Annotated in this window: 31 protein-coding genes; all 31 read left to right on the top strand. The window is 63.4% G+C overall.

What is annotated here, in order from left to right; all coding sequences use genetic code 11:
- The first annotated feature begins 57 nt into the window (after positions 1 to 57).
- Complete coding sequence (gene rpsJ, locus K3F49_RS01360) at positions 58 to 366, top strand: 30S ribosomal protein S10 (RefSeq protein ID WP_002712302.1); 309 nt, start codon at positions 58 to 60, stop codon at positions 364 to 366.
- Between the two features lie 53 nt (positions 367 to 419).
- A complete protein-coding gene (gene rplC / locus K3F49_RS01355; RefSeq protein WP_234678975.1) occupies positions 420 to 1,136 on the top strand; it encodes a 50S ribosomal protein L3 in 717 nt (238 codons plus the stop codon).
- Between the two features lies 1 nt (position 1,137).
- Positions 1,138 to 1,758, top strand: a complete 621-nt coding sequence (rplD, locus tag K3F49_RS01350; protein ID WP_011088150.1) for a 50S ribosomal protein L4 — start codon at positions 1,138 to 1,140, stop codon at positions 1,756 to 1,758.
- Positions 1,755 to 2,057 (top strand): 50S ribosomal protein L23, encoded by a 303-nt coding sequence (locus tag K3F49_RS01345; RefSeq protein WP_027535292.1) that lies wholly within the window; start codon positions 1,755 to 1,757, stop codon positions 2,055 to 2,057. Before rplD ends, K3F49_RS01345 begins: the two co-directional genes overlap by 4 nt.
- A gap of 12 nt (positions 2,058 to 2,069) precedes the next feature.
- Entirely contained in the window at positions 2,070 to 2,903 is an 834-nt protein-coding gene (gene rplB, locus K3F49_RS01340) for a 50S ribosomal protein L2 (protein WP_234678974.1), read from the top strand.
- Between the two features lie 12 nt (positions 2,904 to 2,915).
- Positions 2,916 to 3,194, top strand: coding sequence for a 30S ribosomal protein S19 (gene rpsS / locus K3F49_RS01335; RefSeq protein ID WP_008136357.1), 279 nt, complete (start codon positions 2,916 to 2,918; stop codon positions 3,192 to 3,194).
- Between the two features lie 10 nt (positions 3,195 to 3,204).
- Entirely contained in the window at positions 3,205 to 3,594 is a 390-nt protein-coding gene (gene rplV / locus K3F49_RS01330; protein ID WP_057745488.1) for a 50S ribosomal protein L22, read from the top strand.
- 18 nt (positions 3,595 to 3,612) lie between these two features.
- Entirely contained in the window at positions 3,613 to 4,338 is a 726-nt protein-coding gene (gene rpsC / locus K3F49_RS01325; RefSeq protein ID WP_128951223.1) for a 30S ribosomal protein S3, read from the top strand.
- A gap of 29 nt (positions 4,339 to 4,367) precedes the next feature.
- The gene (gene rplP / locus K3F49_RS01320; protein WP_027535296.1) at positions 4,368 to 4,781 is read left to right on the top strand and encodes a 50S ribosomal protein L16; all 414 of its coding nucleotides are present in this window, start codon (positions 4,368 to 4,370) and stop codon (positions 4,779 to 4,781) included.
- A 5-nt stretch (positions 4,782 to 4,786) separates the two neighbouring features.
- Positions 4,787 to 4,993 (top strand): 50S ribosomal protein L29, encoded by a 207-nt coding sequence (rpmC, locus tag K3F49_RS01315; protein ID WP_027535297.1) that lies wholly within the window; start codon positions 4,787 to 4,789, stop codon positions 4,991 to 4,993.
- A 13-nt stretch (positions 4,994 to 5,006) separates the two neighbouring features.
- Complete coding sequence (gene rpsQ, locus K3F49_RS01310) at positions 5,007 to 5,255, top strand: 30S ribosomal protein S17 (protein WP_027535298.1); 249 nt, start codon at positions 5,007 to 5,009, stop codon at positions 5,253 to 5,255.
- Positions 5,256 to 5,338: 83 nt separating this feature from the next.
- Complete coding sequence (gene rplN, locus K3F49_RS01305; RefSeq protein ID WP_027535299.1) at positions 5,339 to 5,707, top strand: 50S ribosomal protein L14; 369 nt, start codon at positions 5,339 to 5,341, stop codon at positions 5,705 to 5,707.
- Positions 5,707 to 6,021: a 50S ribosomal protein L24 gene (gene rplX / locus K3F49_RS01300; protein ID WP_027535300.1), complete on the top strand. Its 315-nt coding sequence runs from the start codon at positions 5,707 to 5,709 to the stop codon at positions 6,019 to 6,021. The genes rplN and rplX overlap by 1 nt, the downstream gene beginning before the upstream one ends.
- Entirely contained in the window at positions 6,014 to 6,571 is a 558-nt protein-coding gene (rplE, locus tag K3F49_RS01295) for a 50S ribosomal protein L5 (RefSeq protein ID WP_234678973.1), read from the top strand. Before rplX ends, rplE begins: the two co-directional genes overlap by 8 nt.
- 46 nt (positions 6,572 to 6,617) lie before the next feature.
- The gene (gene rpsN, locus K3F49_RS01290) at positions 6,618 to 6,923 is read left to right on the top strand and encodes a 30S ribosomal protein S14 (protein WP_057745473.1); all 306 of its coding nucleotides are present in this window, start codon (positions 6,618 to 6,620) and stop codon (positions 6,921 to 6,923) included.
- A 13-nt stretch (positions 6,924 to 6,936) separates the two neighbouring features.
- Positions 6,937 to 7,335, top strand: coding sequence for a 30S ribosomal protein S8 (rpsH, locus tag K3F49_RS01285; RefSeq protein WP_234678972.1), 399 nt, complete (start codon positions 6,937 to 6,939; stop codon positions 7,333 to 7,335).
- Positions 7,336 to 7,351: 16 nt separating this feature from the next.
- Positions 7,352 to 7,885 (top strand): 50S ribosomal protein L6, encoded by a 534-nt coding sequence (rplF, locus tag K3F49_RS01280; protein ID WP_027535304.1) that lies wholly within the window; start codon positions 7,352 to 7,354, stop codon positions 7,883 to 7,885.
- A gap of 11 nt (positions 7,886 to 7,896) precedes the next feature.
- Positions 7,897 to 8,259, top strand: a complete 363-nt coding sequence (gene rplR / locus K3F49_RS01275; RefSeq protein WP_007603036.1) for a 50S ribosomal protein L18 — start codon at positions 7,897 to 7,899, stop codon at positions 8,257 to 8,259.
- A 44-nt stretch (positions 8,260 to 8,303) separates the two neighbouring features.
- Positions 8,304 to 8,897 carry a 30S ribosomal protein S5 gene (rpsE, locus tag K3F49_RS01270; protein ID WP_200293120.1) on the top strand — a complete coding sequence of 198 codons (594 nt, stop codon included), beginning with the start codon at positions 8,304 to 8,306 and terminating at the stop codon, positions 8,895 to 8,897.
- 25 nt (positions 8,898 to 8,922) lie between these two features.
- Entirely contained in the window at positions 8,923 to 9,117 is a 195-nt protein-coding gene (gene rpmD, locus K3F49_RS01265; RefSeq protein ID WP_011088137.1) for a 50S ribosomal protein L30, read from the top strand.
- 75 nt (positions 9,118 to 9,192) lie between these two features.
- Positions 9,193 to 9,678, top strand: coding sequence for a 50S ribosomal protein L15 (rplO, locus tag K3F49_RS01260; RefSeq protein ID WP_234678971.1), 486 nt, complete (start codon positions 9,193 to 9,195; stop codon positions 9,676 to 9,678).
- Between the two features lie 150 nt (positions 9,679 to 9,828).
- Positions 9,829 to 11,160, top strand: a complete 1,332-nt coding sequence (secY, locus tag K3F49_RS01255; protein WP_234678970.1) for a preprotein translocase subunit SecY — start codon at positions 9,829 to 9,831, stop codon at positions 11,158 to 11,160.
- A 277-nt stretch (positions 11,161 to 11,437) separates the two neighbouring features.
- On the top strand, positions 11,438 to 12,292 hold the full coding sequence (locus tag K3F49_RS01250; protein ID WP_234680551.1) for an adenylate kinase: 855 nt from the start codon (positions 11,438 to 11,440) through the stop codon (positions 12,290 to 12,292).
- Between the two features lie 186 nt (positions 12,293 to 12,478).
- Positions 12,479 to 12,847, top strand: coding sequence for a 30S ribosomal protein S13 (rpsM, locus tag K3F49_RS01245; RefSeq protein WP_129268084.1), 369 nt, complete (start codon positions 12,479 to 12,481; stop codon positions 12,845 to 12,847).
- Between the two features lie 123 nt (positions 12,848 to 12,970).
- On the top strand, positions 12,971 to 13,360 hold the full coding sequence (gene rpsK / locus K3F49_RS01240; protein ID WP_007603045.1) for a 30S ribosomal protein S11: 390 nt from the start codon (positions 12,971 to 12,973) through the stop codon (positions 13,358 to 13,360).
- A gap of 112 nt (positions 13,361 to 13,472) precedes the next feature.
- Complete coding sequence (locus K3F49_RS01235) at positions 13,473 to 14,504, top strand: DNA-directed RNA polymerase subunit alpha (RefSeq protein WP_200473589.1); 1,032 nt, start codon at positions 13,473 to 13,475, stop codon at positions 14,502 to 14,504.
- 123 nt (positions 14,505 to 14,627) lie between these two features.
- Positions 14,628 to 15,044 carry a 50S ribosomal protein L17 gene (gene rplQ / locus K3F49_RS01230; protein WP_212324938.1) on the top strand — a complete coding sequence of 139 codons (417 nt, stop codon included), beginning with the start codon at positions 14,628 to 14,630 and terminating at the stop codon, positions 15,042 to 15,044.
- A gap of 120 nt (positions 15,045 to 15,164) precedes the next feature.
- Positions 15,165 to 16,001 carry a c-type cytochrome gene (locus K3F49_RS01225; RefSeq protein WP_234678969.1) on the top strand — a complete coding sequence of 279 codons (837 nt, stop codon included), beginning with the start codon at positions 15,165 to 15,167 and terminating at the stop codon, positions 15,999 to 16,001.
- A 138-nt stretch (positions 16,002 to 16,139) separates the two neighbouring features.
- The gene (locus K3F49_RS01220) at positions 16,140 to 16,928 is read left to right on the top strand and encodes an SDR family NAD(P)-dependent oxidoreductase (RefSeq protein WP_234678968.1); all 789 of its coding nucleotides are present in this window, start codon (positions 16,140 to 16,142) and stop codon (positions 16,926 to 16,928) included.
- A 197-nt stretch (positions 16,929 to 17,125) separates the two neighbouring features.
- Complete coding sequence (locus K3F49_RS01215) at positions 17,126 to 18,424, top strand: chloride channel protein (protein ID WP_234678967.1); 1,299 nt, start codon at positions 17,126 to 17,128, stop codon at positions 18,422 to 18,424.
- A gap of 12 nt (positions 18,425 to 18,436) precedes the next feature.
- The gene (hisC, locus tag K3F49_RS01210) at positions 18,437 to 19,495 is read left to right on the top strand and encodes a histidinol-phosphate transaminase (RefSeq protein ID WP_234678966.1); all 1,059 of its coding nucleotides are present in this window, start codon (positions 18,437 to 18,439) and stop codon (positions 19,493 to 19,495) included.
- Positions 19,496 to 19,588 lie beyond the last annotated feature (93 nt).

Raw genomic sequence — 19,588 nt, 5'->3', positions numbered from 1 at the left:
GCGAATGGGGACATTCGCTATTCGCTATTCGCCACCCAACGAAGAGAGACCACGGCAATGAACGGCCAAAATATTCGCATCCGTCTCAAGGCGTTCGACCATCGTATCCTCGATACGTCGACCCGCGAGATCGTGAACACGGCGAAGCGCACCGGTGCGCAGGTCCGCGGACCCATTCCGCTGCCCACCCGCATCGAGAAGTTCACCGTCAACCGTTCGCCCCACGTCGACAAGAAGAGCCGCGAACAGTTCGAGATGCGCACTCACAAGCGCCTGCTCGACATCGTCGATCCGACCCCGCAGACCGTCGATGCTTTGATGAAGCTCGACCTGGCCGCCGGTGTCGACGTCGAGATCAAGCTCTAAGATTTTTGGATCACGTTCGCCACTAGCGGACAGAAAGAACAGGAAGCACGCCGATGCGCTCCGGAGTGATCGCACAAAAGGTCGGGATGACGCGGGTCTTTACAGAGGCCGGCGAACATATCCCCGTGACCGTGCTGAAGCTCGGCAATTGCCAGGTCGTAGGCCACCGCACTGAAGAGAAGAACGGTTATGTCGCGCTCCAGCTTGGTTCTGGCAGCCGCAAGACCGTGTACCTGCCCAAGGCAGAGCGCGGCCAGTTCGCGGTCGCCAAGGTCGAGCCGAAGCGGCAGGTCGAGGAATTCCGCGTTTCCGCGGATGCCATGATCCCCGTGGGCGCCGAGATCCTCGCCGACCATTTCGTCGTCGGCCAGTTCGTCGACGTCACCGGCACCTCGGTCGGTAAGGGTTTTGCCGGCGGCATGAAGCGCTGGAACTTCGGCGGTCTGCGTGCCACGCACGGTGTGTCGGTGTCGCATCGTTCGATCGGTTCGACCGGTGGTCGTCAGGACCCCGGCAAGACCTGGAAGAACAAGAAGATGCCCGGCCATATGGGTGTCGATCGCATCACCACGCTCAACCTCCGCGTCGTTCAGCTCGACGTCGAGCGTGGCCTGATCCTCGTCGAAGGCGCCGTTCCCGGCTCCAAGGGCGGCTGGATCCGCGTGCGCGACGCCGTCAAGAAGCCGCTGCCGAAGGAAGCTCCGAAGCCCGGCAAGTTCAAGGTTGCGGGCGGCGAAGCCGAGGCTGCGGCCCAGCAAGAGGGTGCGTGAGATGGAATTGAAGGTCACCACCCTCGAGGGCAAGGAAGCGGGTTCGGTCCAGCTCTCCGACGCCATTTTCGGCCTTGAGCCGCGCCAGGACATCATTGCGCGCTGCGTGCAGTGGCAGCTCAACAAACGTCAGGCCGGCACTCACAAGGCCAAGGGCCGCGCCGAGATCTGGCGCACCGGCAAGAAGATGTACAAGCAAAAGGGCACCGGCGGTGCTCGTCACGGCTCGGCGCGCGTGCCGCAGTTCCGCGGCGGCGGTCGTGCCTTCGGTCCGGTCGTGCGTTCGCACGCCACCGACCTGCCGAAGAAGGTCCGTGCGCTCGCTCTCAAGCATGCGCTCTCGGCCAAGGCCAAGGACGGCGATCTGCTCGTGATCGACAAGGCGGCGCTGGAAGCCGCCAAGACCAAGGCGCTGCTCGGTCACTTCTCGGGTCTCGGCCTGACCAACGCGCTGATCATCGACGGTGCCGAGCTCAACAACGGCTTTGCCGCTGCGGCCCGCAACATCCCGAACATGGACGTGCTGCCGATCCAGGGCATCAACGTCTATGACATCCTGCGCCGTCAGAAGCTCGTTCTGACCAAGGCCGCCATCGATGCGCTGGAGGCGCGCTTCAAATGACGAAGAACATCGAGGCTCGCCATTACGACGTGATCGTCGCCCCGGTCGTCACCGAAAAGGCGACGCTGGCGTCCGAGCACAACAAGGTTCTGTTCAAGGTGGCCGCGAAGGCGACCAAGCCGCAGATCAAGGAAGCGATCGAGAAGCTGTTTGACGTCAAGGTCAAGAGCGTCAACACGCTGGTCCGCAAGGGCAAGACCAAGGTCTTCCGCGGCAATCTCGGCTCGCAGTCGAACACCAAGCGCGCGATCGTGACCCTCGAAGAGGGTCATCGGATCGACGTGACCACCGGTCTGTAAGGTCGCACGACGATGGCACTGAAGAAATTCAATCCCACGACACCGGGCCAGCGCCAGCTGGTCATGGTCGATCGTTCAGCCCTCTACAAGGGCAAGCCGGTCAAGGCGCTCACCGAAGGCAAGCACTCCTCGGGCGGTCGCAACAACACTGGTCGCATCACCGTGCGCTTCCGCGGCGGCGGTCACAAGCAGACCCTGCGCATCGTCGACTTCAAGCGCGACAAGGTCGATGCGCCCGCGATCGTCGAGCGGCTGGAATACGATCCGAACCGCACCGCGTTCATCGCGCTGGTCAAGTACGAAGACGGCACCCAGGCCTATATCCTGGCGCCGCAGCGCCTGGCGGTCGGCGATTCCGTAGTGGCCGGCAACTATGTCGACGTGAAGCCCGGCAACGTCATGCCGCTCGGCAACATGCCGGTCGGCACGATCATCCACAACATCGAGGTCAAGATCGGGAAGGGCGGCCAGCTCGCCCGTTCCGCCGGCACCTACGCGCAGTTGGTCGGCCGCGACCAGGACTACGTGATCATCCGCCTGAACTCGGGTGAGCAGCGCCTGGTGCACGGCCGTTGCCGCGGCACGATCGGTGCGGTGTCGAACCCGGACCACATGAACACCTCGATCGGCAAGGCCGGCCGTAACCGTTGGCTGGGCCGCAAGCCGCATAACCGCGGCGTTTCGATGAACCCGATCGACCATCCGCACGGCGGTGGTGAAGGTCGTACCTCGGGCGGCCGTCACCCGGTCACCCCGTGGGGCAAGCCGACCAAGGGCAAGAAGACCCGCAGCAACAAGTCGACCAATAAATTCATTCTCCTAAGCCGCCACAAGCGGAAGAAGTAAGGAACGCCGGACATGGTTCGTTCAGTCTGGAAAGGCCCGTTCGTCGAGGGTTCTCTGCTCAAGAAGGCAGATGCCGCGCGCGCGTCCGGCCGTCACGACGTCATCAAGATCTGGAGCCGTCGCTCGACGATCCTGCCACAGTTCGTCGGCCTGACCTTCGGCGTCTACAACGGTCAGAAGCACGTGCCGGTGGCCGTCAACGAGGAAATGGTCGGTCACAAGTTTGGTGAGTTTTCGCCGACCCGGACCTTCCATGGTCACTCGGGCGACAAGAAAGCCAAGAAGGCTTGAGGATTAAACGATGAGCAAACCTAAGCGCGAACGGAGCCTCGCCGAAAACGAGGCCAAGGCGGTCGCCCGGATGCTGCGGGTGAGCCCGCAGAAGCTCAACCTGGTCGCCCAGCTCATTCGCGGCCGGAAGGCTTCCGCTGCGCTCGCCGACCTGCAGTTTTCGCGCAAGCGGATCGCGGTTGACGTGAAGAAGTGCCTGGAATCGGCTATCGCCAATGCCGAGAACAACCACGACCTCGACGTCGACGATCTCGTCGTGGCGCAGGCCTTCGTCGGCAACGGCCTCGTGATGAAGCGCTTCGCCGCTCGCGGCCGTGGCCGCTCGGGCCGTGTCTACAAACCATTTTCGCAGCTGACGATCATTGTTCGTCAGGTCGAAGCCGAAGCAGCAGCGGCTTAAGGGTCGCAGGAGAAAACGATGGGTCAAAAGATCAATCCGATCGGTCTGCGTCTCGGCATCAACCGGACCTGGGATTCCCGCTGGTTCGCCGGCAAGCAGGAATACGGCAAGCTGCTGCACGAGGACGTCAAGATCCGCGAGATCCTGCACAAGGAGCTCAAGCAGGCGGCCGTCGCCCGCATCGTGATCGAGCGTCCGCACAAGAAGTGCCGCGTCACGATCCACTCGGCTCGTCCGGGCGTGGTGATCGGCAAGAAGGGCGCCGACATCGACAAGCTTCGCAAGAAGGTCGCGGACATCACCTCGTCCGACGTCGTCATCAACATCGTCGAAATCCGCAAGCCGGAGCTCGATGCGACGCTGGTGGCCGAATCGATCGCGCAGCAGCTGGAGCGCCGCGTTGCGTTCCGCCGCGCCATGAAGCGCGCCGTTCAGTCGGCGATGCGTCTCGGCGCGGAGGGCATCCGTATCAACTGCTCGGGTCGTCTGGGCGGTGCGGAAATCGCGCGCATGGAGTGGTACCGCGAAGGTCGCGTGCCGCTGCACACGCTGCGCGCCGACATCGACTACGGCGTTGCGACCGCGTTCACGACCTTCGGCACCTGCGGCGTCAAGGTCTGGATCTTCAAGGGCGAGATCCTCGAGCACGATCCGATGGCCCAGGACAAGAGAATGGCCGAAGGCGAGACGGGTGGCAGCGGTGATCGTGGTGGCCGTGGGCGCCGCGATAATGCTGCAGCCTGATCGACCTGAGAATTTGAGGGCTTAAAGCCATGATGCAACCTAAGAAGACGAAGTTCCGGAAGGCGCATAAGGGCCGGATTCACGGCGTTGCGACTTCGGGCGCGACGTTGGCATTCGGCCAGTTCGGCCTGAAGGCGACCGAGCCGGAGCGCGTCACCGCGCGCCAGATCGAAGCCGCCCGTCGCGCGCTGACCCGCCACATGAAGCGCGCCGGCCGCGTCTGGATCCGCGTGTTCCCCGACGTTCCGGTGTCGAAGAAGCCGGCCGAAGTCCGCATGGGCTCCGGCAAGGGTTCGCCGGAACTGTGGGTCGCCCGCGTCAAGCCGGGCCGGGTGCTGTTCGAGATCGACGGCGTCAACACCCAGACGGCGCGTGAGGCGCTGACGCTGGCGGCCGCCAAGCTGCCGATCAAGACGCGCTTCGTCGAGCGCATTGCGGAGTAATGGCCATGGCCCAGATGAAGATCGAAGACATCCGCGCGATGAGCCCCGACCAGCAGGACGACGCCGTCCTGAACCTGAAAAAGGAGCGCTTCAACCTGCGCTTCCAGCGTGCCACCGGGCAGCTCGAGAACACCTCGCGCCTGCGCGAGGCCCGTCGTGACATCGCCCGGATCAAGACCGTCGCCGCGCAAGCGCGCGCGAAGAAGAAGTAAGGGGCTAACGGATATGCCGAAACGTACTTTGCAAGGCGTGGTCGTCAGCGACAAGACTGCGAAGACCGTCGTGGTGCGCGTCGATCGCCGCTTCACGCACCCGATCTACAAGAAGACGATCCGCCGTTCCAAGAACTACCACGCGCACGACGAGAACAACGAGTTCAAGCCGGGCGACATGGTTTGGATCGAGGAATCGAAGCCGATCTCGAAGTTGAAGTCCTGGATCGTGATCCGGGGCGAACACAAGAAAAGCGCCTGATCTGTTGGCCTTGGCCGACTGACTTCAGGGAAATGTTGAGCGCCGGCTAGGCTGGCGCAAAGAGAAGAGGACGAGGTGCATCAATGATTCAGATGCAGACCAACCTCGACGTGGCCGATAATTCTGGCGCACGCCGTGTCATGTGTATCAAGGTGCTCGGGGGCTCCAAGCGCCGCTACGCCACGATCGGCGACATCATCGTCGTCTCGATCAAGGAAGCGATTCCGCGTGGCAAGGTGAAGAAGGGCGACGTGATGAAGGCCGTCGTGGTGCGGGTCCGCAAGGACATCCGCCGCGCCGACGGTTCGGTCATCCGCTTCGACCGCAACGCAGCCGTTCTGATCAACAACCAGTCCGAGCCGATCGGCACCCGCATCTTCGGGCCCGTGCCGCGCGAGCTGCGTGGCAAGAACCACATGAAGATCATCTCGCTCGCGCCGGAGGTGCTGTGATGGCTGCGAAGATCCGCAAGGGCGACAAGGTCGTCATGCTGACCGGCCGCGACAAGGGTCGCACCGGCGAAGTGTTCGAAGTGCGTCCCGACGCCGGTACCGCGCTGGTGCGTGGCATCAACATGGTCAAGCGTCACCAGAAGCAGACGCAGGCCCAGGAGGGCGGCATCATCTCGAAAGAGGCGCCGGTCCAACTGTCCAACATCGCGTATGTCGGCAAGGATGGAAAGCCGACCCGCGTCGGATTCAAGATTCTGGCGGACGGCAAGAAGGTCCGCATCGCCAAGCGCTCGGGAGCTGAGATCGATGGCTGAGGCCGCTTACACCCCGCGCCTGCGCGCGGAATACGACGCGAAGATCCGCACGGCCATGACCGAGAAGTTCGGTTATGAGAACGTGATGCAGGTTCCGCGCCTGGACAAGATCGTGCTGAACATGGGCGTTGGCGATTCCGTCAATGACCGCAAGAAGGCCGAGACCGCCGCTGCCGAACTGACCCAGATCGCCGGCCAGAAGGCGATCGTGACCTATTCGCGTATCGCGATCGCGACCTTCAAGCTGCGTGAAAATCAGCCGATCGGCTGCAAGGTCACGCTGCGCAAGGCCCGCATGTACGAGTTCATCGATCGCCTGGTGACGGTCGCGCTGCCGCGCGTCCGTGACTTCCGCGGCCTGAACCCGAAGAGCTTTGACGGTCGCGGCAATTACTCGCTCGGCATCAAGGAGCACATCATTTTCCCCGAGATCGACTTCGACAAGGTCACGGAAGCCCGCGGTATGGACATCACCGTCTGCACCACGGCCAAGACCGACGAAGAGGCGAGGGCCTTGTTGACCGCTTTCAATTTCCCGTTCCGGCAGTGAGACGCTGACCTAAAGCCTCTCAAACGCGGATACCCAGGAGCCAAGCATGGCAAAGAAGAGTTCAGTCGAGAAGAACAACCGGCGCAAGCGGATGGTGAAGAACGCCGCCCCGAAGCGCGAGCGGTTGAAGGCGATCATCGCCGACAAGACGCTGCCGATGGAAGAGCGGTTCGCCGCGACCCTGAAGCTGGCGGAAATGCCGCGCAATTCGTCGGCCACCCGCATCCGTCTGCGTTGCGAGCTGTCGGGCCGCCCGCGCTCGAACTATCGCAAGAACAAGCTGTCCCGTATCGCGCTGCGCGACCTTGGCTCCAAGGGCATGGTCCCGGGCCTCGTGAAGTCGAGCTGGTAAGGAGGGTCGTTAAATGTCTACGCACGATCCAATCAGCGATCTGATCACCCGCATCCGCAACGCGCAGATGCGCTCCAAGAGCAAGGTCTCCACGCCTGGTTCGAAGATGCGCGAGAACGTGCTCGAAGTGCTGAAGAGCGAGGGCTACATCCGCGGCTTCGCCACGGTCGAGCACGCCTCGGGACGCAGCGAGATCGAGATCGAGCTGAAGTATTTCGACGGCGAGCCCGTCATCCGCGAGATCGAACGAGTCTCCAAGCCCGGGCGTCGTGTCTACGCCTCGGTGAAAGCTCTGCCGCGGGTCAATAACGGACTCGGTATTTCGGTGTTGTCGACGCCGAAGGGGATCATGGCCGACCACAGTGCGCGTGAAGCGAACGTGGGCGGTGAAGTCCTCTTCACGGTGTTCTGAGAAGGATTTTTGATCCATGTCACGTGTTGGCAAAAGGCCTGTTGCGGTGCCGTCGGGTGTGACCGCGACCGTCGACGGGCAGACCGTCAAGATGAAGGGGCCGAAGGGCCAGCTTCAGTTCGTCGTCCATGACGACGTCGAGGTGAAGCTCGAGAACGGCCAGGTCAAGGTGAACCCGCGGGTCGAGACCAATCGCGCGCGTGCCTTGTACGGCACCGCTCGCGCCCAGGTCGCGAATCTGGTCGAAGGCGTCACCAAGGGCTTCGAGAAGAAGCTCGAAATCACCGGCGTCGGTTACCGCGCCGCGATGCAGGGCAAGAACCTGCAGCTCGCGCTCGGTTACAGCCACGACGTGGTCTACACGATCCCGGAAGGGATCACGATCACCGTGCCGAAGCCGACCGAGATCACGGTGACGGGCAGCGACATCCAGCGTGTCGGCCAGGTCGCCGCCGAGATTCGCTCCTATCGTCCGCCGGAGCCCTACAAGGGCAAGGGCGTGAAGTATGTTGGCGAATTCATCTTCCGCAAGGAAGGCAAGAAGAAGTAACGGAGCCGGTCATGTCCAAAGCCAAGGTTACCAATGCCCGGCGCAAGCGGAGTGTGCGGCTGAAGCTGCGCCGCTCCGGTGGCGGTCGTCCGCGTCTGTCGGTGTTCCGGTCGTCCAAGCACATCTACGCCCAGGTCATCGACGACCTGAAGGGCGAGACGCTGGCCTCTGCCTCGTCGCTCGAGAAGTCGATGCGCGACGGCGGCAAGACCGGTGCCGACATCGATGCTGCGAAGGCGGTCGGCAAGCTGCTGGCCGAGCGCGCCGCCGAAAAGGGTGTCAAGGAAGTCGTGTTCGATCGCGGCAGCTACCTCTACCACGGGCGCGTCAAGGCACTGGCCGACGCTGCGCGTGAGAGCGGGCTGAGCTTCTAACAGAATTTGAGGATTGAGGCGCAAGCCTCTGAAGGATTGGAAAAATGGCAGAACGCGAACAACGTGGTGGACGCGATCAACGCGGCGGCGGGCGTGACCGCAAGGAGCGCGAGGAGCGCGACAGCGAGTTCGTCGACAAGCTCGTCCACATCAATCGCGTGGCCAAGGTCGTCAAGGGCGGTAAGCGCTTCGGTTTCGCTGCGCTGGTCGTGATCGGCGATCAGAAGGGTCGCGCCGGCTTCGGTCACGGCAAGGCGCGCGAAGTGCCGGAGGCGATCCGCAAGGCCACCGAGTCCGCCAAGCGCAATCTGACCCGCGTCTCGCTGCGCGAGGGCCGTACGCTGCATCACGACATCGCGGGCCGTCACGGCGCGGGCCGTGTTTACCTGCGTGCTGCTCCGGCCGGTACCGGCATCATCGCCGGCGGTCCGATGCGTGCCGTGTTCGAGACGCTCGGCGTCCAGGACGTGGTGGCGAAGTCGATCGGCTCGTCGAACCCGTACAACATGGTTCGCGCGACCTTCGATGCGCTGAAGCACCAGGACAGCCCGCGTTCGGTCGCGGCGCGCCGCAACATCAAGGTGTCCACCCTTCAGGGTCGTCGCGTCGGCGGCGATGCCGAGGCGGCTGCGGACTAACGAACGCTTTTCGGAGTAGACCACGATGGCCAAGGCCGCAAAGACGATCAAGCTTGAGCAGACCGGCAGCGCGATCCGCCGCCATCACTCGCAGCGTTCGACGCTGATCGGGCTCAAGCTCAACAAGATCGGCCGCACCAGCGAACTGCCGGACACCCCGGCCGTCCGCGGCATGATCGAAAAGGTTCACCATCTCGTTCGCATTGTCGACGAGAAGTAAAATTGCGCGCATGATCCCGAAAAGTGGATTCCGGTTTTCGGACCAGATCATGCGCAAAACACAAGGAGCAGGGCGATGAAGCTCAGCGATATCGCCGACAACGCCGGCTCGCGCAAGAAGCGTATGCGCGTCGGCCGTGGCATTGGTTCGGGCAAGGGCAAGCAGTCCGGCCGCGGCGGCAAGGGCCAGACCGCGCGTTCGGGCGTGCGCATCAAGGGTTTCGAAGGCGGCCAGATGCCGATGCATCGCCGTCTGCCCAAGCGCGGCTTCAACAACATCTTCCGCGTCGAGTACGCCGAGATCAATCTCGACCGGCTCCAGGACGCGGTCGATGCCAAGAAGCTCGAGGCCGGTAGCGTCGTGAACGTCGAGGCTCTGGTGAAGGCCGGCGTGCTGCGCCGCGCCAAGGCCGGTCTGCGGCTGCTCGGCCGCGGCGAGCTCAAGGCCAAGCTGACCATCGAGGTGCACGGCGCCACGAAGACCGCGATCGAAGCGGTCGAGAAGGCCGGCGGTTCGGTGAAGATCCTCGCCCCTGCCAAGGAAGAAGGCGAGGCGGCGTAACAACTGCGTCATTGGCCCGCGCCTCGCGGGCCTTTACGCATGCGGGACGATGGACTTATCGAAGCCGAAGCCCCAGATAATGTCCGGCGTCCGCTAAATTAGCCCGGCCGCGGGTATGACGGCGCAAAAGGCGGCGGGAGAAAGTCCAATATGGCCTCAGCAGCGGAACAACTGGCAGCCAACCTCAATTTCGGCGCGTTTGCCAAGGCCGACGAACTGAAGAAGCGCATCTGGTTCACCCTGGGTGCGCTGCTCGTTTATCGGCTCGGGACCTACATCCCGCTGCCCGGCATCGATCCCAACATCTGGGAGCAGGTGTTCAAGTCGCAAGCCGGCGGCATTCTCGGCATGTTCAACATGTTCGCCGGCGGTGGCATCCACCGCATGGCGATCTTCGCGCTGAACATCATGCCGTACATCTCGGCCTCGATCATCATCCAGCTCCTGACCACCGTCTCGCCGCAGCTCGAGGCGCTGAAGAAGGAAGGTGAGGCGGGCCGCAAGACGCTGAACCAGTACACCCGCTACCTCACGGTGATCCTGGCCGCGTTCCAGTCCTACGGCATCGCGGTCGGCCTCGAAGGCGCCGGCAATGTCGTCAGCGACCCCGGCATGTTCTTCCGTCTCTCCACCGCGATCACGCTGACCGGCGGCACCATGTTCCTGATGTGGCTGGGCGAGCAGATCACCTCGCGCGGCATCGGCAACGGCATCTCGCTGATCATTCTCTCCGGCATCGTCGCCGAGCTGCCGGCGGCACTCGCCAACATGCTCGAGCTCGGCCGTCAGGGCGCGATGTCGACCGGTCTGATCCTGGTCGTGATCGTGATGGCGGTCGCCGTGATCGCCTTCATCGTGTTCGTGGAGCGCGCCCAGCGCCGGCTGCTGATCCAGTATCCGAAGCGCCAGGTCGGCAACAAGATGTTCGAGGGCCAGTCCTCGCATCTGCCGCTCAAGCTCAACACCTCCGGTGTGATTCCTCCGATCTTCGCGTCCTCGCTGCTGCTCTTGCCGACGACGGTTGCGAATTTCAACGCGGGCTCGGGGCCTGAATGGTTCCAGTGGATCACGACCCAGCTCGGCCACGGCCGTCCGCTGTTCCTGATCCTCTATCTCGCGCTGATCGTGTTCTTCGCCTTCTTCTACACCGCGATCGTGTTCAACCCGACCGAGACCGCGGACAATCTGAAGAAGCATGGCGGCTTCATTCCGGGCATCCGTCCGGGTGAGCGCACGGCGGAGTATATCGACTACGTGCTGTCTCGCATCACGGTGCTCGGCGCGATCTATCTGGCGATCGTCTGCTTGATCCCGGAAATCCTGATCTCCTACGCCTCGGTGCCGTTCTACTTCGGCGGCACCTCGCTGCTGATCGTGGTCAGCGTCACCATGGACACGGTGGCGCAGGTGCAGGGCTATCTGCTGGCTCATCAGTATGAAGGCCTGATCCGCAAGTCGAAGCTCCGGGGCCGCCGCCGCTAAGACGCGGCGTCCTCTCGAGGGGGCGCGGCTCGCGCCGCCGATTCGCCGCGCGAGCAACGCGCGGCGCCCGCCGAAGCGATCAGCCGGTCATTCGGTCGCATCGGCAGAGCTGCCCACACTGCAGCGCAATCACTGATTTCAAAGGCCTTCTTGGCGTCCGGGCATTTGCTCCCCTATGATATGGGTAGCGGTGCGGCGCCGATTATGGTTTGCACTGTTGTCAAACTTCAAACACAGGTGTGCGACGTATCGCTCACCAATCGGGGGGCGTACGCCGATGAGAATTATTCTTCTGGGGCCGCCGGGATCTGGCAAGGGGACCCAGGCGCAACTGCTGGTGCAGCGCTATGGCATCGTCCAGCTCTCGACCGGCGAGATGTTGCGTGCAGCCGTCGCGGCGGGAACGCCGGTCGGACTGAAGGCCAAGGAGATCATGGCCAGCGGCGGGCTCGTGCCCGATGAGGTCGTGGTGGGGATCATCTCCGATCGCATCGACCAGCCGGACGCGAAGAACGGTTTCATCCTCGATGGTTTCCCGCGCACCGTGCCGCAGGCCGAGGCACTGGATGATCTGCTCCGGCACAAGCATCTTAAGCTTGATGCCGTGATCGAGCTCCGCGTCAACGAGAGTGCGCTGCTGGACCGCGTCGAGACCCGCGTCGCCCAGATGCGGGAGCGCGGGGAGGAGGTCCGGGTCGACGACACCCCGGAGGTCCTGACCAAGCGACTCGCCAGCTACCGCAGCCAGACCGAACCGCTGATTCACTACTATTCCGAGCGGCGGAAGCTCTCGACCATCGACGGCATGATGGCCATCGACGAGGTCACCCGTGCCATCCACCGCCAGTTGCTGGCGCTGGGCGCGGTCGAGCCCAAGAGCCATGCCCGCAGCGCGGCCAAGGCGGGGCCGGCCAAAAAGGCCAAGGCACCGAAGAAAACGAGCAAAAAACCGGCGAAAGCCGCCAAAAAGGCTGCCAAACCGGCTAAATCCGCTAAAAAGGCCGTGAAGGGCGCCAAAAAGGCGACCAGGAAGACGGCCAAGAAAGCGGTCAAAAAGACCGCCAAAAAGGCCGTCAAAAAAGCTTCGAAGAAGAGTCCAAAAAAGGTCACGAAAAAGCGAGCCAAGCGCTAGCGGCGGTTGACGAAAGCCCCCTGAATCCCTTAATAAGCCCCGCATCCAAGTCGGATAGTTTCAAACGATGCCGGGCCCCAGGAAGACCAGGGGTGGGCGTCGTGTTCGCGTTTGTGAACACCTGCCCGAGAAACACAAGCACTTAAAGACCGATTCCTGACGAGGGATCGGCAACAGGAGAAGGCCGTGGCCCGTATTGCCGGCGTGAACATTCCGACCAACAAGCGCGTGCTGATCGCGCTCCAGTACATCCATGGCATCGGCCAGAAGATCGCTGGTGAGATCCTCGAAAAGGTGAAGATCACCGAGGATCGTCGCGTCAATCAGCTCAGCGACGCTGAGGTGCTCCAGATCCGCGAAGTGATCGACCGCGACTATCTCGTCGAGGGCGATCTGCGTCGCGAAGTCGGCATCAACATCAAGCGTCTGATGGACCTCGGCTGCTATCGCGGCCTGCGTCATCGTCGCGGTCTGCCGGTGCGTGGTCAGCGGACCCACACCAATGCGCGTACGCGCAAGGGCCCGGCCAAGGCCATCGCCGGCAAGAAGAAGTAAGTTTTCTAATCCAATCGCGGCGTGTGGCGATACGGGGCAACCCGCTCGCCACACGCCTTTCGTTCCATCAGGTGTAGCCGCTGGCATTACGGCGGCGTTTGAGATCTCCAGGAAAGGTAGTCTATGGGCAAGGAAGCCACCCGCGTTCGTCGTCGTGAGCGCAAGAACATCGCCTCCGGCGTCGCGCACGTGAACTCGTCGTTCAACAACACGACCATCACCATCACCGACGCGCAGGGCAACACGATTGCCTGGTCCTCCGCCGGCACGATGGGCTTCAAGGGCTCGCGCAAGTCGACCCCGTATGCCGCGCAGGTCGCCGCCGAAGACGTGTCCAAGAAGGCGCAGGAACACGGCATGCGCACGCTGGAAGTCGAGGTCGCCGGTCCCGGTTCGGGCCGTGAGTCGGCGCTCCGCGCGCTGCAGGCTGCGGGCTTCACCGTCACCTCGATCCGCGACGTGACCACGATCCCGCACAACGGTTGCCGTCCGCGCAAGCGTCGGCGCGTCTGATACGAAGTTGCGGGCGCATCGTCGCCCGCGATGCTTTTTTTAAGAAGCCGCGGGTTTGATCTGCGGCCTTTCTCCAACGCCAGTGTTTGAATTTTCAAATCGACTGGCCTGTATGGGTGAAACAGTGACGATCCAGAAAAATTGGCAAGAACTGATTCGGCCGAACAAGCTCCAGATTCAGCCCGGCAGCGATTCGACCCGCTTTGCGACCATCGTCGCCGAGCCGCTCGAGCGTGGTTTCGGCCAGACGCTCGGCAACGCGCTGCGTCGCATCCTGCTCTCCTCGCTCCAGGGCGCGGCGGTGCAGTCGGTGCACATCGACGGCGTGCTGCACGAGTTCTCCTCGATCGCTGGCGTCCGTGAGGACGTCACCGACATCGTGCTGAACATCAAGGACATCGCGATCAAGATGCAGGGCGAAGGCCCCAAGCGCATGGTCGTGAAGAAGCAGGGCCCGGGCACTGTCACCGCCGGCGACATCCAGACCGTCGGCGACGTCGTCGTGCTCAACCCGGACCTCCAGATCTGCACCCTCGACGAGGGTGCCGAGATCCGCATGGAGTTCACGGTCTCGACCGGCAAGGGCTACGTGCCCGCCGAGCGCAACCGTCCCGAGGACGCGCCGATCGGCCTGATTCCGGTCGACAGCCTGTACTCGCCGGTCCGCAAGGTCTCCTACAAGGTCGAGAATACCCGCGAGGGCCAGATCCTCGACTACGACAAGCTGACCATGACGATCGAGACCAACGGCGCGCTGACGCCGGATGACTCGGTGGCCTATGCCGCCCGCATCCTGCAGGATCAGCTCAACGTGTTCGTCAACTTCGAAGAGCCGCGCAAGGAAGTCGCCCAGGAGATCATCCCGGACCTCGCCTTCAACCCGGCTTTCCTCAAGAAGGTGGACGAGCTCGAGCTGTCGGTGCGTTCGGCCAATTGCTTGAAGAACGACAACATCGTCTACATCGGCGACCTCGTGCAGAAGTCGGAAGCGGAAATGCTCCGTACCCCGAACTTCGGCCGCAAGTCGCTGAACGAGATCAAGGAAGTGCTGGCCCAGATGGGTCTGCACCTCGGCATGGAAGTGCCGGGCTGGCCGCCGGAGAACATCGACGAGCTCGCCAAGCGCTTCGAGGATCACTACTGATCCGTATTTCACCTTCGCGGCCGGAGAAATTCGGCCGCGATTTTTATGGGCGAACGCAGGAAGCCCACCTGAGCAACTGATCCGACGGACCGTCGCGGCAGTTCATACGTAAGGAATAAACACATGCGTCACGGCAAGGTTCATCGGAAGCTCAACCGCACGGCCGAGCATCGCCGCGCGATGTTCGCCAACATGTGCGCCGCGCTGATCAAGCACGAGCAGATCGTCACCACGCTGCCCAAGGCCAAGGAGCTTCGTCCGATCGTCGAGAAGCTCGTGACCCTCGGCAAGAAGGGCGGGCTGTCGCTGCGCCGCCAGGCGATCTCCGAGATGCGCGACAAGGACCAGGTCAAGAAGCTGTTCGACGTGCTGGCGCCCCGTTACAAGGATCGCCAGGGCGGCTACACCCGCATCATCAAGGCGGGGTTCCGCTACGGTGACAACGCGGCGATGGCCGTGATCGAGTTCGTCGACCGCGACGTCGATGCCAAGGGCCAGGATTCCGGTCCGGTGCAGGCGAAGGAAGCCGAGGCGGCGTAAGCCGGCCGGTACCGAGATCTTCGAAAGCGGCGCCCCTGGGCGCCGCTTTTTTGTATGCGGCGGCGATATCTCATGCCGCGCATCGTTGTGGTGAAACGCGATTCCGGCCGGGGGGCTCTCATGAGGATTGTGTTTGGAATTTCGCTGGCGCTGCTGTTGTCGCCAGCTGCCGCCGAGACGCTGGTCGAGCGCGGCGCTTATCTCGTCAACAGCGTGATGGTCTGCAACAACTGCCATACGCCGCGCGGGCCACAAGGCCTGGATATGACGCGTATGCTCTCGGGCGGGCAGACCTTTGACGAACCCGCCTTCAAGGTCACCGCATCCAACATCACGCCGGACAAGGACACCGGCATCGGCAGCTGGAGCGATGCCGAGCTGAAGCACTTCCTCGTCAGGGGCATCAGGCCGAATGGATCGGCTGTTGCGCCGATCATGCCGACCGTCTTCTACACGGTGCTTACGGGGCGCGATCTCGATGCGCTCGCGGCCTACTTGCGCTCCGTGCCGCCTGTGCATCACGAGACGCCAGCACCCGAATACAAGGTCGCGCTGCAGCCGGAGATGCCGACCTATGCCGGCAAGCAAGCGAATGAGGTGGAGCTCTCCGACAAGCTCGCTCGCGGCCGCTATCTCCTGACCATCGCCCATTGCCTGGAATGCCACACGCCGGAAGGCCCATCCGTTGTGCACGATTTCACGGGTGCGAGCGGCAAGGGCGGCCGGACCTTCAGGGGACCGTGGGGCGTATCTGTTTCGCCCAACATCACCGCGGATCCGGTGGCTGGCCTCGGGCAGTGGAGCGACGACGAAATCAAGCGTGCGATTACGCAAGGCATTGCGCGCGACGGTCACAAGCTCAAGCCGCCGATGGCTTATGCTGGCTACGCCACCATGTCGCCGCAGGATCTCGATGCCATTGTCGCGTTCGTCCGGACGCTGCCGCCGAAATCGTAGGGTAGGCAACGGCGCGCTCATCGCGCGCCATGCCCGCCATTCCCAAACTCACGCGGTTGATCCTCACGCGTCGGTGAGCGGCGATTGCACGCGCCCTTGCAGCACACGATATCCGCTTCAGCTCAATGGAGATGATTCATGAAGATCGACTTGTCCGGAAAGACCGCCCTCGTGACCGGCTCGACCGCCGGCATCGGCCACGCCATCGCAAAAGGCCTCGCTGGCTCGGGCGCGAGCGTGGTGATCAACGGGCGTGGCCAGGACAAGGTCGATGCGGCCGTACGCAAGCTGGAAGGAACGGGTGCCAGGGTCCGCGGCATTGCCGCCGACGTCTCGACCGCTTCGGGCTGCAAGGCGCTCGTAGCGGCACTCCCGGAGGTCGACATCCTCATCAACAATGCCGGCATCTTCGAGCCGAAGGACTTTTTCGAGATTCCGGACGAGGACTGGAGCCGCTTCTTCGAGGTCAACGTGATGAGCGGCGTGCGGCTGTCGCGCGCGTATATGAAGGGCATGCTGAAGCGCAACTGGGGCCGCATCGTCTTCATCTCCTCGGAATCAGGGCTGAACATTCCCGCCGAGATGATCCACTACGGCATGAGCAAGACGGCGCAGCTCGCGGTCGCGCGTGGCCTCGCGCAGCTCACCCAGGGCACCGCGGTCACGGTGAACTCGGTGCTCCCCGGCCCGACCATGTCCGAAGGCGTCGAGACCTTTGTGAAGGATCTCGCCAAGCAGAACGGTCAGTCGGTCGACGAAGCCGCTGCCAATTTCGTCAAGCAGCATCGCCCGAGCTCGCTGATCCAGCGCTTTGCCAGCGTCGACGAGATCGCGAATATGGTGGTCTACGTCGCCTCGAAGGAAGCGTCCGCGACCAACGGCGCGGCGCTGCGCGCGGAAGGCGGCATCGTCAACACCATCGCGTAGAGCATGATCCGGACCCGAAGGGCCGCCTTAGCGCAAAGTGTGAAGCGGTTTTCCGACAAGATCATGCCGAGGCGTTGAAGATCCGCGCCGGCGCGCTGGAGCGGCGGCTGGTGTTCGTCGAGGGCATAGTTCCAGCCTAGCTGGTCTACCCACTTGCTACTTCAATTGGCGGCGCGACCGGCTAAAACGGGGGTTCCATGCTCTGGCCCCTGTCGACCCGTCACAAGCGCCTGTTCAGGCTGACATCCGCGCGATGGCAGCGCCGGGCGATCTTTCTGCTCGGCGGAATCGCCGTCGGCGCCGCAGCGGTGGCGCTGGCACAGTTGGCCGATCTCGCGCAGCACGCCTTTACGCTCCTGTTGGCCAAGTCGCGGTATGCGGTGCTGGCGGTGACGCCACTCGGCTTCATGCTGTCGGCCTATCTGACCATCCGTCTGTTCCCGAACGCGCAGGGCAGCGGCATTCCGCAGGCGATCGCCGCGCGGCATCTGACCGATCAGGCGGCGCGCGAGAGCCTGGTCTCGATGCGGATCGCGATCGGCAAGATGATCCTCACCCTGTTCGGGCTGCTGTGCGGCGGCTCCGTGGGTCGGGAAGGGCCGACCGTTCAGGTCGGCGCCTCCATCATGTTCGCCCTCGGCCGCGTCTCGCCACGCCGCCAGCCCGGGCTGATTTTGGCAGGCGCCGCAGCCGGCGTCGCCGCGGCCTTCAACACGCCGCTTGCGGGAATCGTCTTCGGCATCGAGGAGATGAGCCGCGCTTTCGAGACCCGCACATCCAGCCTCATCATTGCAGCCGTCATCGCGGCCGGCCTGACATCGCTCGCGCTGGCCGGCAATTACGCCTATTTCGGCAGCACCGCGATGTCGCTGGCGCGTGGTGCCGATTGGCTGGCCGTTCCGCTTTGCGGCGTGGTCGGTGGTCTCGCGGGCGGCCTGTTCAGCCGCGTCGTCATCGCCATGGCGCGCGGCTTCAAGAACCCGCTCGGACGCGCGATCAAAGCCCATCCGCTCCGGTTCGCATTTGCCTGCGGCCTCGCGGTTGCGATTTGCGGCCTGGTTTCGGGCGACACGATCTATGGCACGGGTTATGTGCAGGTGAAGGAGGCGCTGGATCACGGCACGCCGCTGCCGCAAGATTTCGGCGTTCTCAAGCTTCTGGCCACCACCTTTGCCGCGATCAGCGGTATACCGGGCGGCATCTTTTCGCCGTCGCTCGCCGTCGGCGCCGGGATCGGCAGCAATATCGCCGCGTTGTTCCACGACGCGCCGCTCGGTGCGATCATGCTGCTGGGCATGGTCTCGTATTTCGCCGGCGTCGTGCAGGCGCCGATCACCGCCTTCGTGATCGTGACCGAGATGACCGACAATCACGGCATGGTCGTGCCGTTGATGGCAGCAGCGCTGATCGCGCATTTCGTCTCGCGGATGATCTGCGAGGAGGGTATCTATCACGCGCTTGCAAAAGGCTTCGTCGAGCGCGCGACGCCCGCGTGAGGGGGAAGGAAGATGAGCCGTTTCTGGAGCAGCTTGACGCATGATTTGAAGCCCTACGTGCCGGGTGAACAGCCTCGCATGGCGGATTTGGTCAAGCTGAACACCAATGAGAACCCGCTCGGTCCGTCTCCGCGCGCGCTGGAGGCGATCCGCGGCGCGGCAGCCGATACGCTGCGTCTTTATCCGGACCCGCAGGCGACCGCGCTGCGGGCCGCCCTGGCCGCCTATCACGGCGTGAGACCCGAGCAGGTGTTCGTCGGCAACGGCTCGGACGAGGTGCTGGCGCATGCCTTCGTCGCGCTGCTGAAGCATGATGCGCCGCTGCTGTTTCCCGATATCACCTACAGTTTCTATCCCGTCTATTGCGGTCTGTTCGGCATCGCCTACGAAGCCGTGCCGCTCGATCAGGCCATGCAGATCCGCATCGCCGACTATCGCCGGCCGGCCGGCGCGATCATCGTCCCCAATCCGAACGCGCCGACCGGGATCGCACTGTCCCGCGGCGAGATCGCGGCGCTGCTGGAAGAGCACCCGGACGTGCCCGTGGTCATTGACGAGGCCTATGTCGATTTCGGCGCCGAGACCGCGATTCCGCTGGTGGCGTCGCATCGGAATCTCCTGGTCGTGCAGACCATGTCCAAGTCGCGCGCGCTGGCAGGGCTTCGGGTCGGATATGCGATCGGCGATGCCGATCTGATCGATGGGCTGACGCGCGTGAAGGACAGCTTCAATTCATATCCGCTCGGCCGGCCTGCTCAGGCCGGCGCGATCGCCTCGCTGGAGGACGAATCCTACTTCCAGCAGAGCCGCGTTCGCGTGATCGAGGGCAGGGAGCGGCTGACCCGCGGACTGAAGGCTGCTGGTTTCGAGGTGCTGCCGTCCCTGGCCAACTTCGTGTTCGCGCGCCATCCCGCGCATGAAGGCGCCGTGCTTGCGGCGGCGCTGCGGGAGCAGGCGGTGATCGTCCGCCACTTTACGGCTCCGCGCATCTCGGACTATCTGCGCGTCACCGTGGGCACCGATGAGCAGATCGACCGGCTGTTGTCGGCGTTGTCCGTTATATTGAAATAGCGACGGCCAGCTCAGCGGTCATAGGGTGGGCAAAGCGTAGCGTGCCCACGAATTTGATCCCGCGGGTTGAGAAGTTGGTGGGCACGGCGCGAA

It is taken from the genome of Bradyrhizobium monzae, from assembly GCF_021458635.1.
Taxonomy (GTDB): domain Bacteria; phylum Pseudomonadota; class Alphaproteobacteria; order Rhizobiales; family Xanthobacteraceae; genus Bradyrhizobium.
Note: the sequence above shows the minus strand (reverse complement) of the source record. Positions and strands in the feature narration are given on the sequence as shown.

What these genes read in the sequence shown, in the direction of transcription:
- rpsJ (WP_002712302.1), top strand. Translation starts at nt 58, where the DNA reads ATGAACGGCCAAAATATTCGCATCCGTCTCAAGGCGTTCGACCATCGT.
- rplC (WP_234678975.1), top strand. Translation starts at nt 420, where the DNA reads ATGCGCTCCGGAGTGATCGCACAAAAGGTCGGGATGACGCGGGTCTTT.
- rplD (WP_011088150.1), top strand. Translation starts at nt 1,138, where the DNA reads ATGGAATTGAAGGTCACCACCCTCGAGGGCAAGGAAGCGGGTTCGGTC.
- K3F49_RS01345 (WP_027535292.1), top strand. Translation starts at nt 1,755, where the DNA reads ATGACGAAGAACATCGAGGCTCGCCATTACGACGTGATCGTCGCCCCG.
- rplB (WP_234678974.1), top strand. Translation starts at nt 2,070, where the DNA reads ATGGCACTGAAGAAATTCAATCCCACGACACCGGGCCAGCGCCAGCTG.
- rpsS (WP_008136357.1), top strand. Translation starts at nt 2,916, where the DNA reads ATGGTTCGTTCAGTCTGGAAAGGCCCGTTCGTCGAGGGTTCTCTGCTC.
- rplV (WP_057745488.1), top strand. Translation starts at nt 3,205, where the DNA reads ATGAGCAAACCTAAGCGCGAACGGAGCCTCGCCGAAAACGAGGCCAAG.
- rpsC (WP_128951223.1), top strand. Translation starts at nt 3,613, where the DNA reads ATGGGTCAAAAGATCAATCCGATCGGTCTGCGTCTCGGCATCAACCGG.
- rplP (WP_027535296.1), top strand. Translation starts at nt 4,368, where the DNA reads ATGATGCAACCTAAGAAGACGAAGTTCCGGAAGGCGCATAAGGGCCGG.
- rpmC (WP_027535297.1), top strand. Translation starts at nt 4,787, where the DNA reads ATGGCCCAGATGAAGATCGAAGACATCCGCGCGATGAGCCCCGACCAG.
- rpsQ (WP_027535298.1), top strand. Translation starts at nt 5,007, where the DNA reads ATGCCGAAACGTACTTTGCAAGGCGTGGTCGTCAGCGACAAGACTGCG.
- rplN (WP_027535299.1), top strand. Translation starts at nt 5,339, where the DNA reads ATGATTCAGATGCAGACCAACCTCGACGTGGCCGATAATTCTGGCGCA.
- rplX (WP_027535300.1), top strand. Translation starts at nt 5,707, where the DNA reads ATGGCTGCGAAGATCCGCAAGGGCGACAAGGTCGTCATGCTGACCGGC.
- rplE (WP_234678973.1), top strand. Translation starts at nt 6,014, where the DNA reads ATGGCTGAGGCCGCTTACACCCCGCGCCTGCGCGCGGAATACGACGCG.
- rpsN (WP_057745473.1), top strand. Translation starts at nt 6,618, where the DNA reads ATGGCAAAGAAGAGTTCAGTCGAGAAGAACAACCGGCGCAAGCGGATG.
- rpsH (WP_234678972.1), top strand. Translation starts at nt 6,937, where the DNA reads ATGTCTACGCACGATCCAATCAGCGATCTGATCACCCGCATCCGCAAC.
- rplF (WP_027535304.1), top strand. Translation starts at nt 7,352, where the DNA reads ATGTCACGTGTTGGCAAAAGGCCTGTTGCGGTGCCGTCGGGTGTGACC.
- rplR (WP_007603036.1), top strand. Translation starts at nt 7,897, where the DNA reads ATGTCCAAAGCCAAGGTTACCAATGCCCGGCGCAAGCGGAGTGTGCGG.
- rpsE (WP_200293120.1), top strand. Translation starts at nt 8,304, where the DNA reads ATGGCAGAACGCGAACAACGTGGTGGACGCGATCAACGCGGCGGCGGG.
- rpmD (WP_011088137.1), top strand. Translation starts at nt 8,923, where the DNA reads ATGGCCAAGGCCGCAAAGACGATCAAGCTTGAGCAGACCGGCAGCGCG.
- rplO (WP_234678971.1), top strand. Translation starts at nt 9,193, where the DNA reads ATGAAGCTCAGCGATATCGCCGACAACGCCGGCTCGCGCAAGAAGCGT.
- secY (WP_234678970.1), top strand. Translation starts at nt 9,829, where the DNA reads ATGGCCTCAGCAGCGGAACAACTGGCAGCCAACCTCAATTTCGGCGCG.
- K3F49_RS01250 (WP_234680551.1), top strand. Translation starts at nt 11,438, where the DNA reads ATGAGAATTATTCTTCTGGGGCCGCCGGGATCTGGCAAGGGGACCCAG.
- rpsK (WP_007603045.1), top strand. Translation starts at nt 12,971, where the DNA reads ATGGGCAAGGAAGCCACCCGCGTTCGTCGTCGTGAGCGCAAGAACATC.
- K3F49_RS01235 (WP_200473589.1), top strand. Translation starts at nt 13,473, where the DNA reads ATGGGTGAAACAGTGACGATCCAGAAAAATTGGCAAGAACTGATTCGG.
- rplQ (WP_212324938.1), top strand. Translation starts at nt 14,628, where the DNA reads ATGCGTCACGGCAAGGTTCATCGGAAGCTCAACCGCACGGCCGAGCAT.
- K3F49_RS01225 (WP_234678969.1), top strand. Translation starts at nt 15,165, where the DNA reads ATGAGGATTGTGTTTGGAATTTCGCTGGCGCTGCTGTTGTCGCCAGCT.
- K3F49_RS01220 (WP_234678968.1), top strand. Translation starts at nt 16,140, where the DNA reads ATGAAGATCGACTTGTCCGGAAAGACCGCCCTCGTGACCGGCTCGACC.
- K3F49_RS01215 (WP_234678967.1), top strand. Translation starts at nt 17,126, where the DNA reads ATGCTCTGGCCCCTGTCGACCCGTCACAAGCGCCTGTTCAGGCTGACA.
- hisC (WP_234678966.1), top strand. Translation starts at nt 18,437, where the DNA reads ATGAGCCGTTTCTGGAGCAGCTTGACGCATGATTTGAAGCCCTACGTG.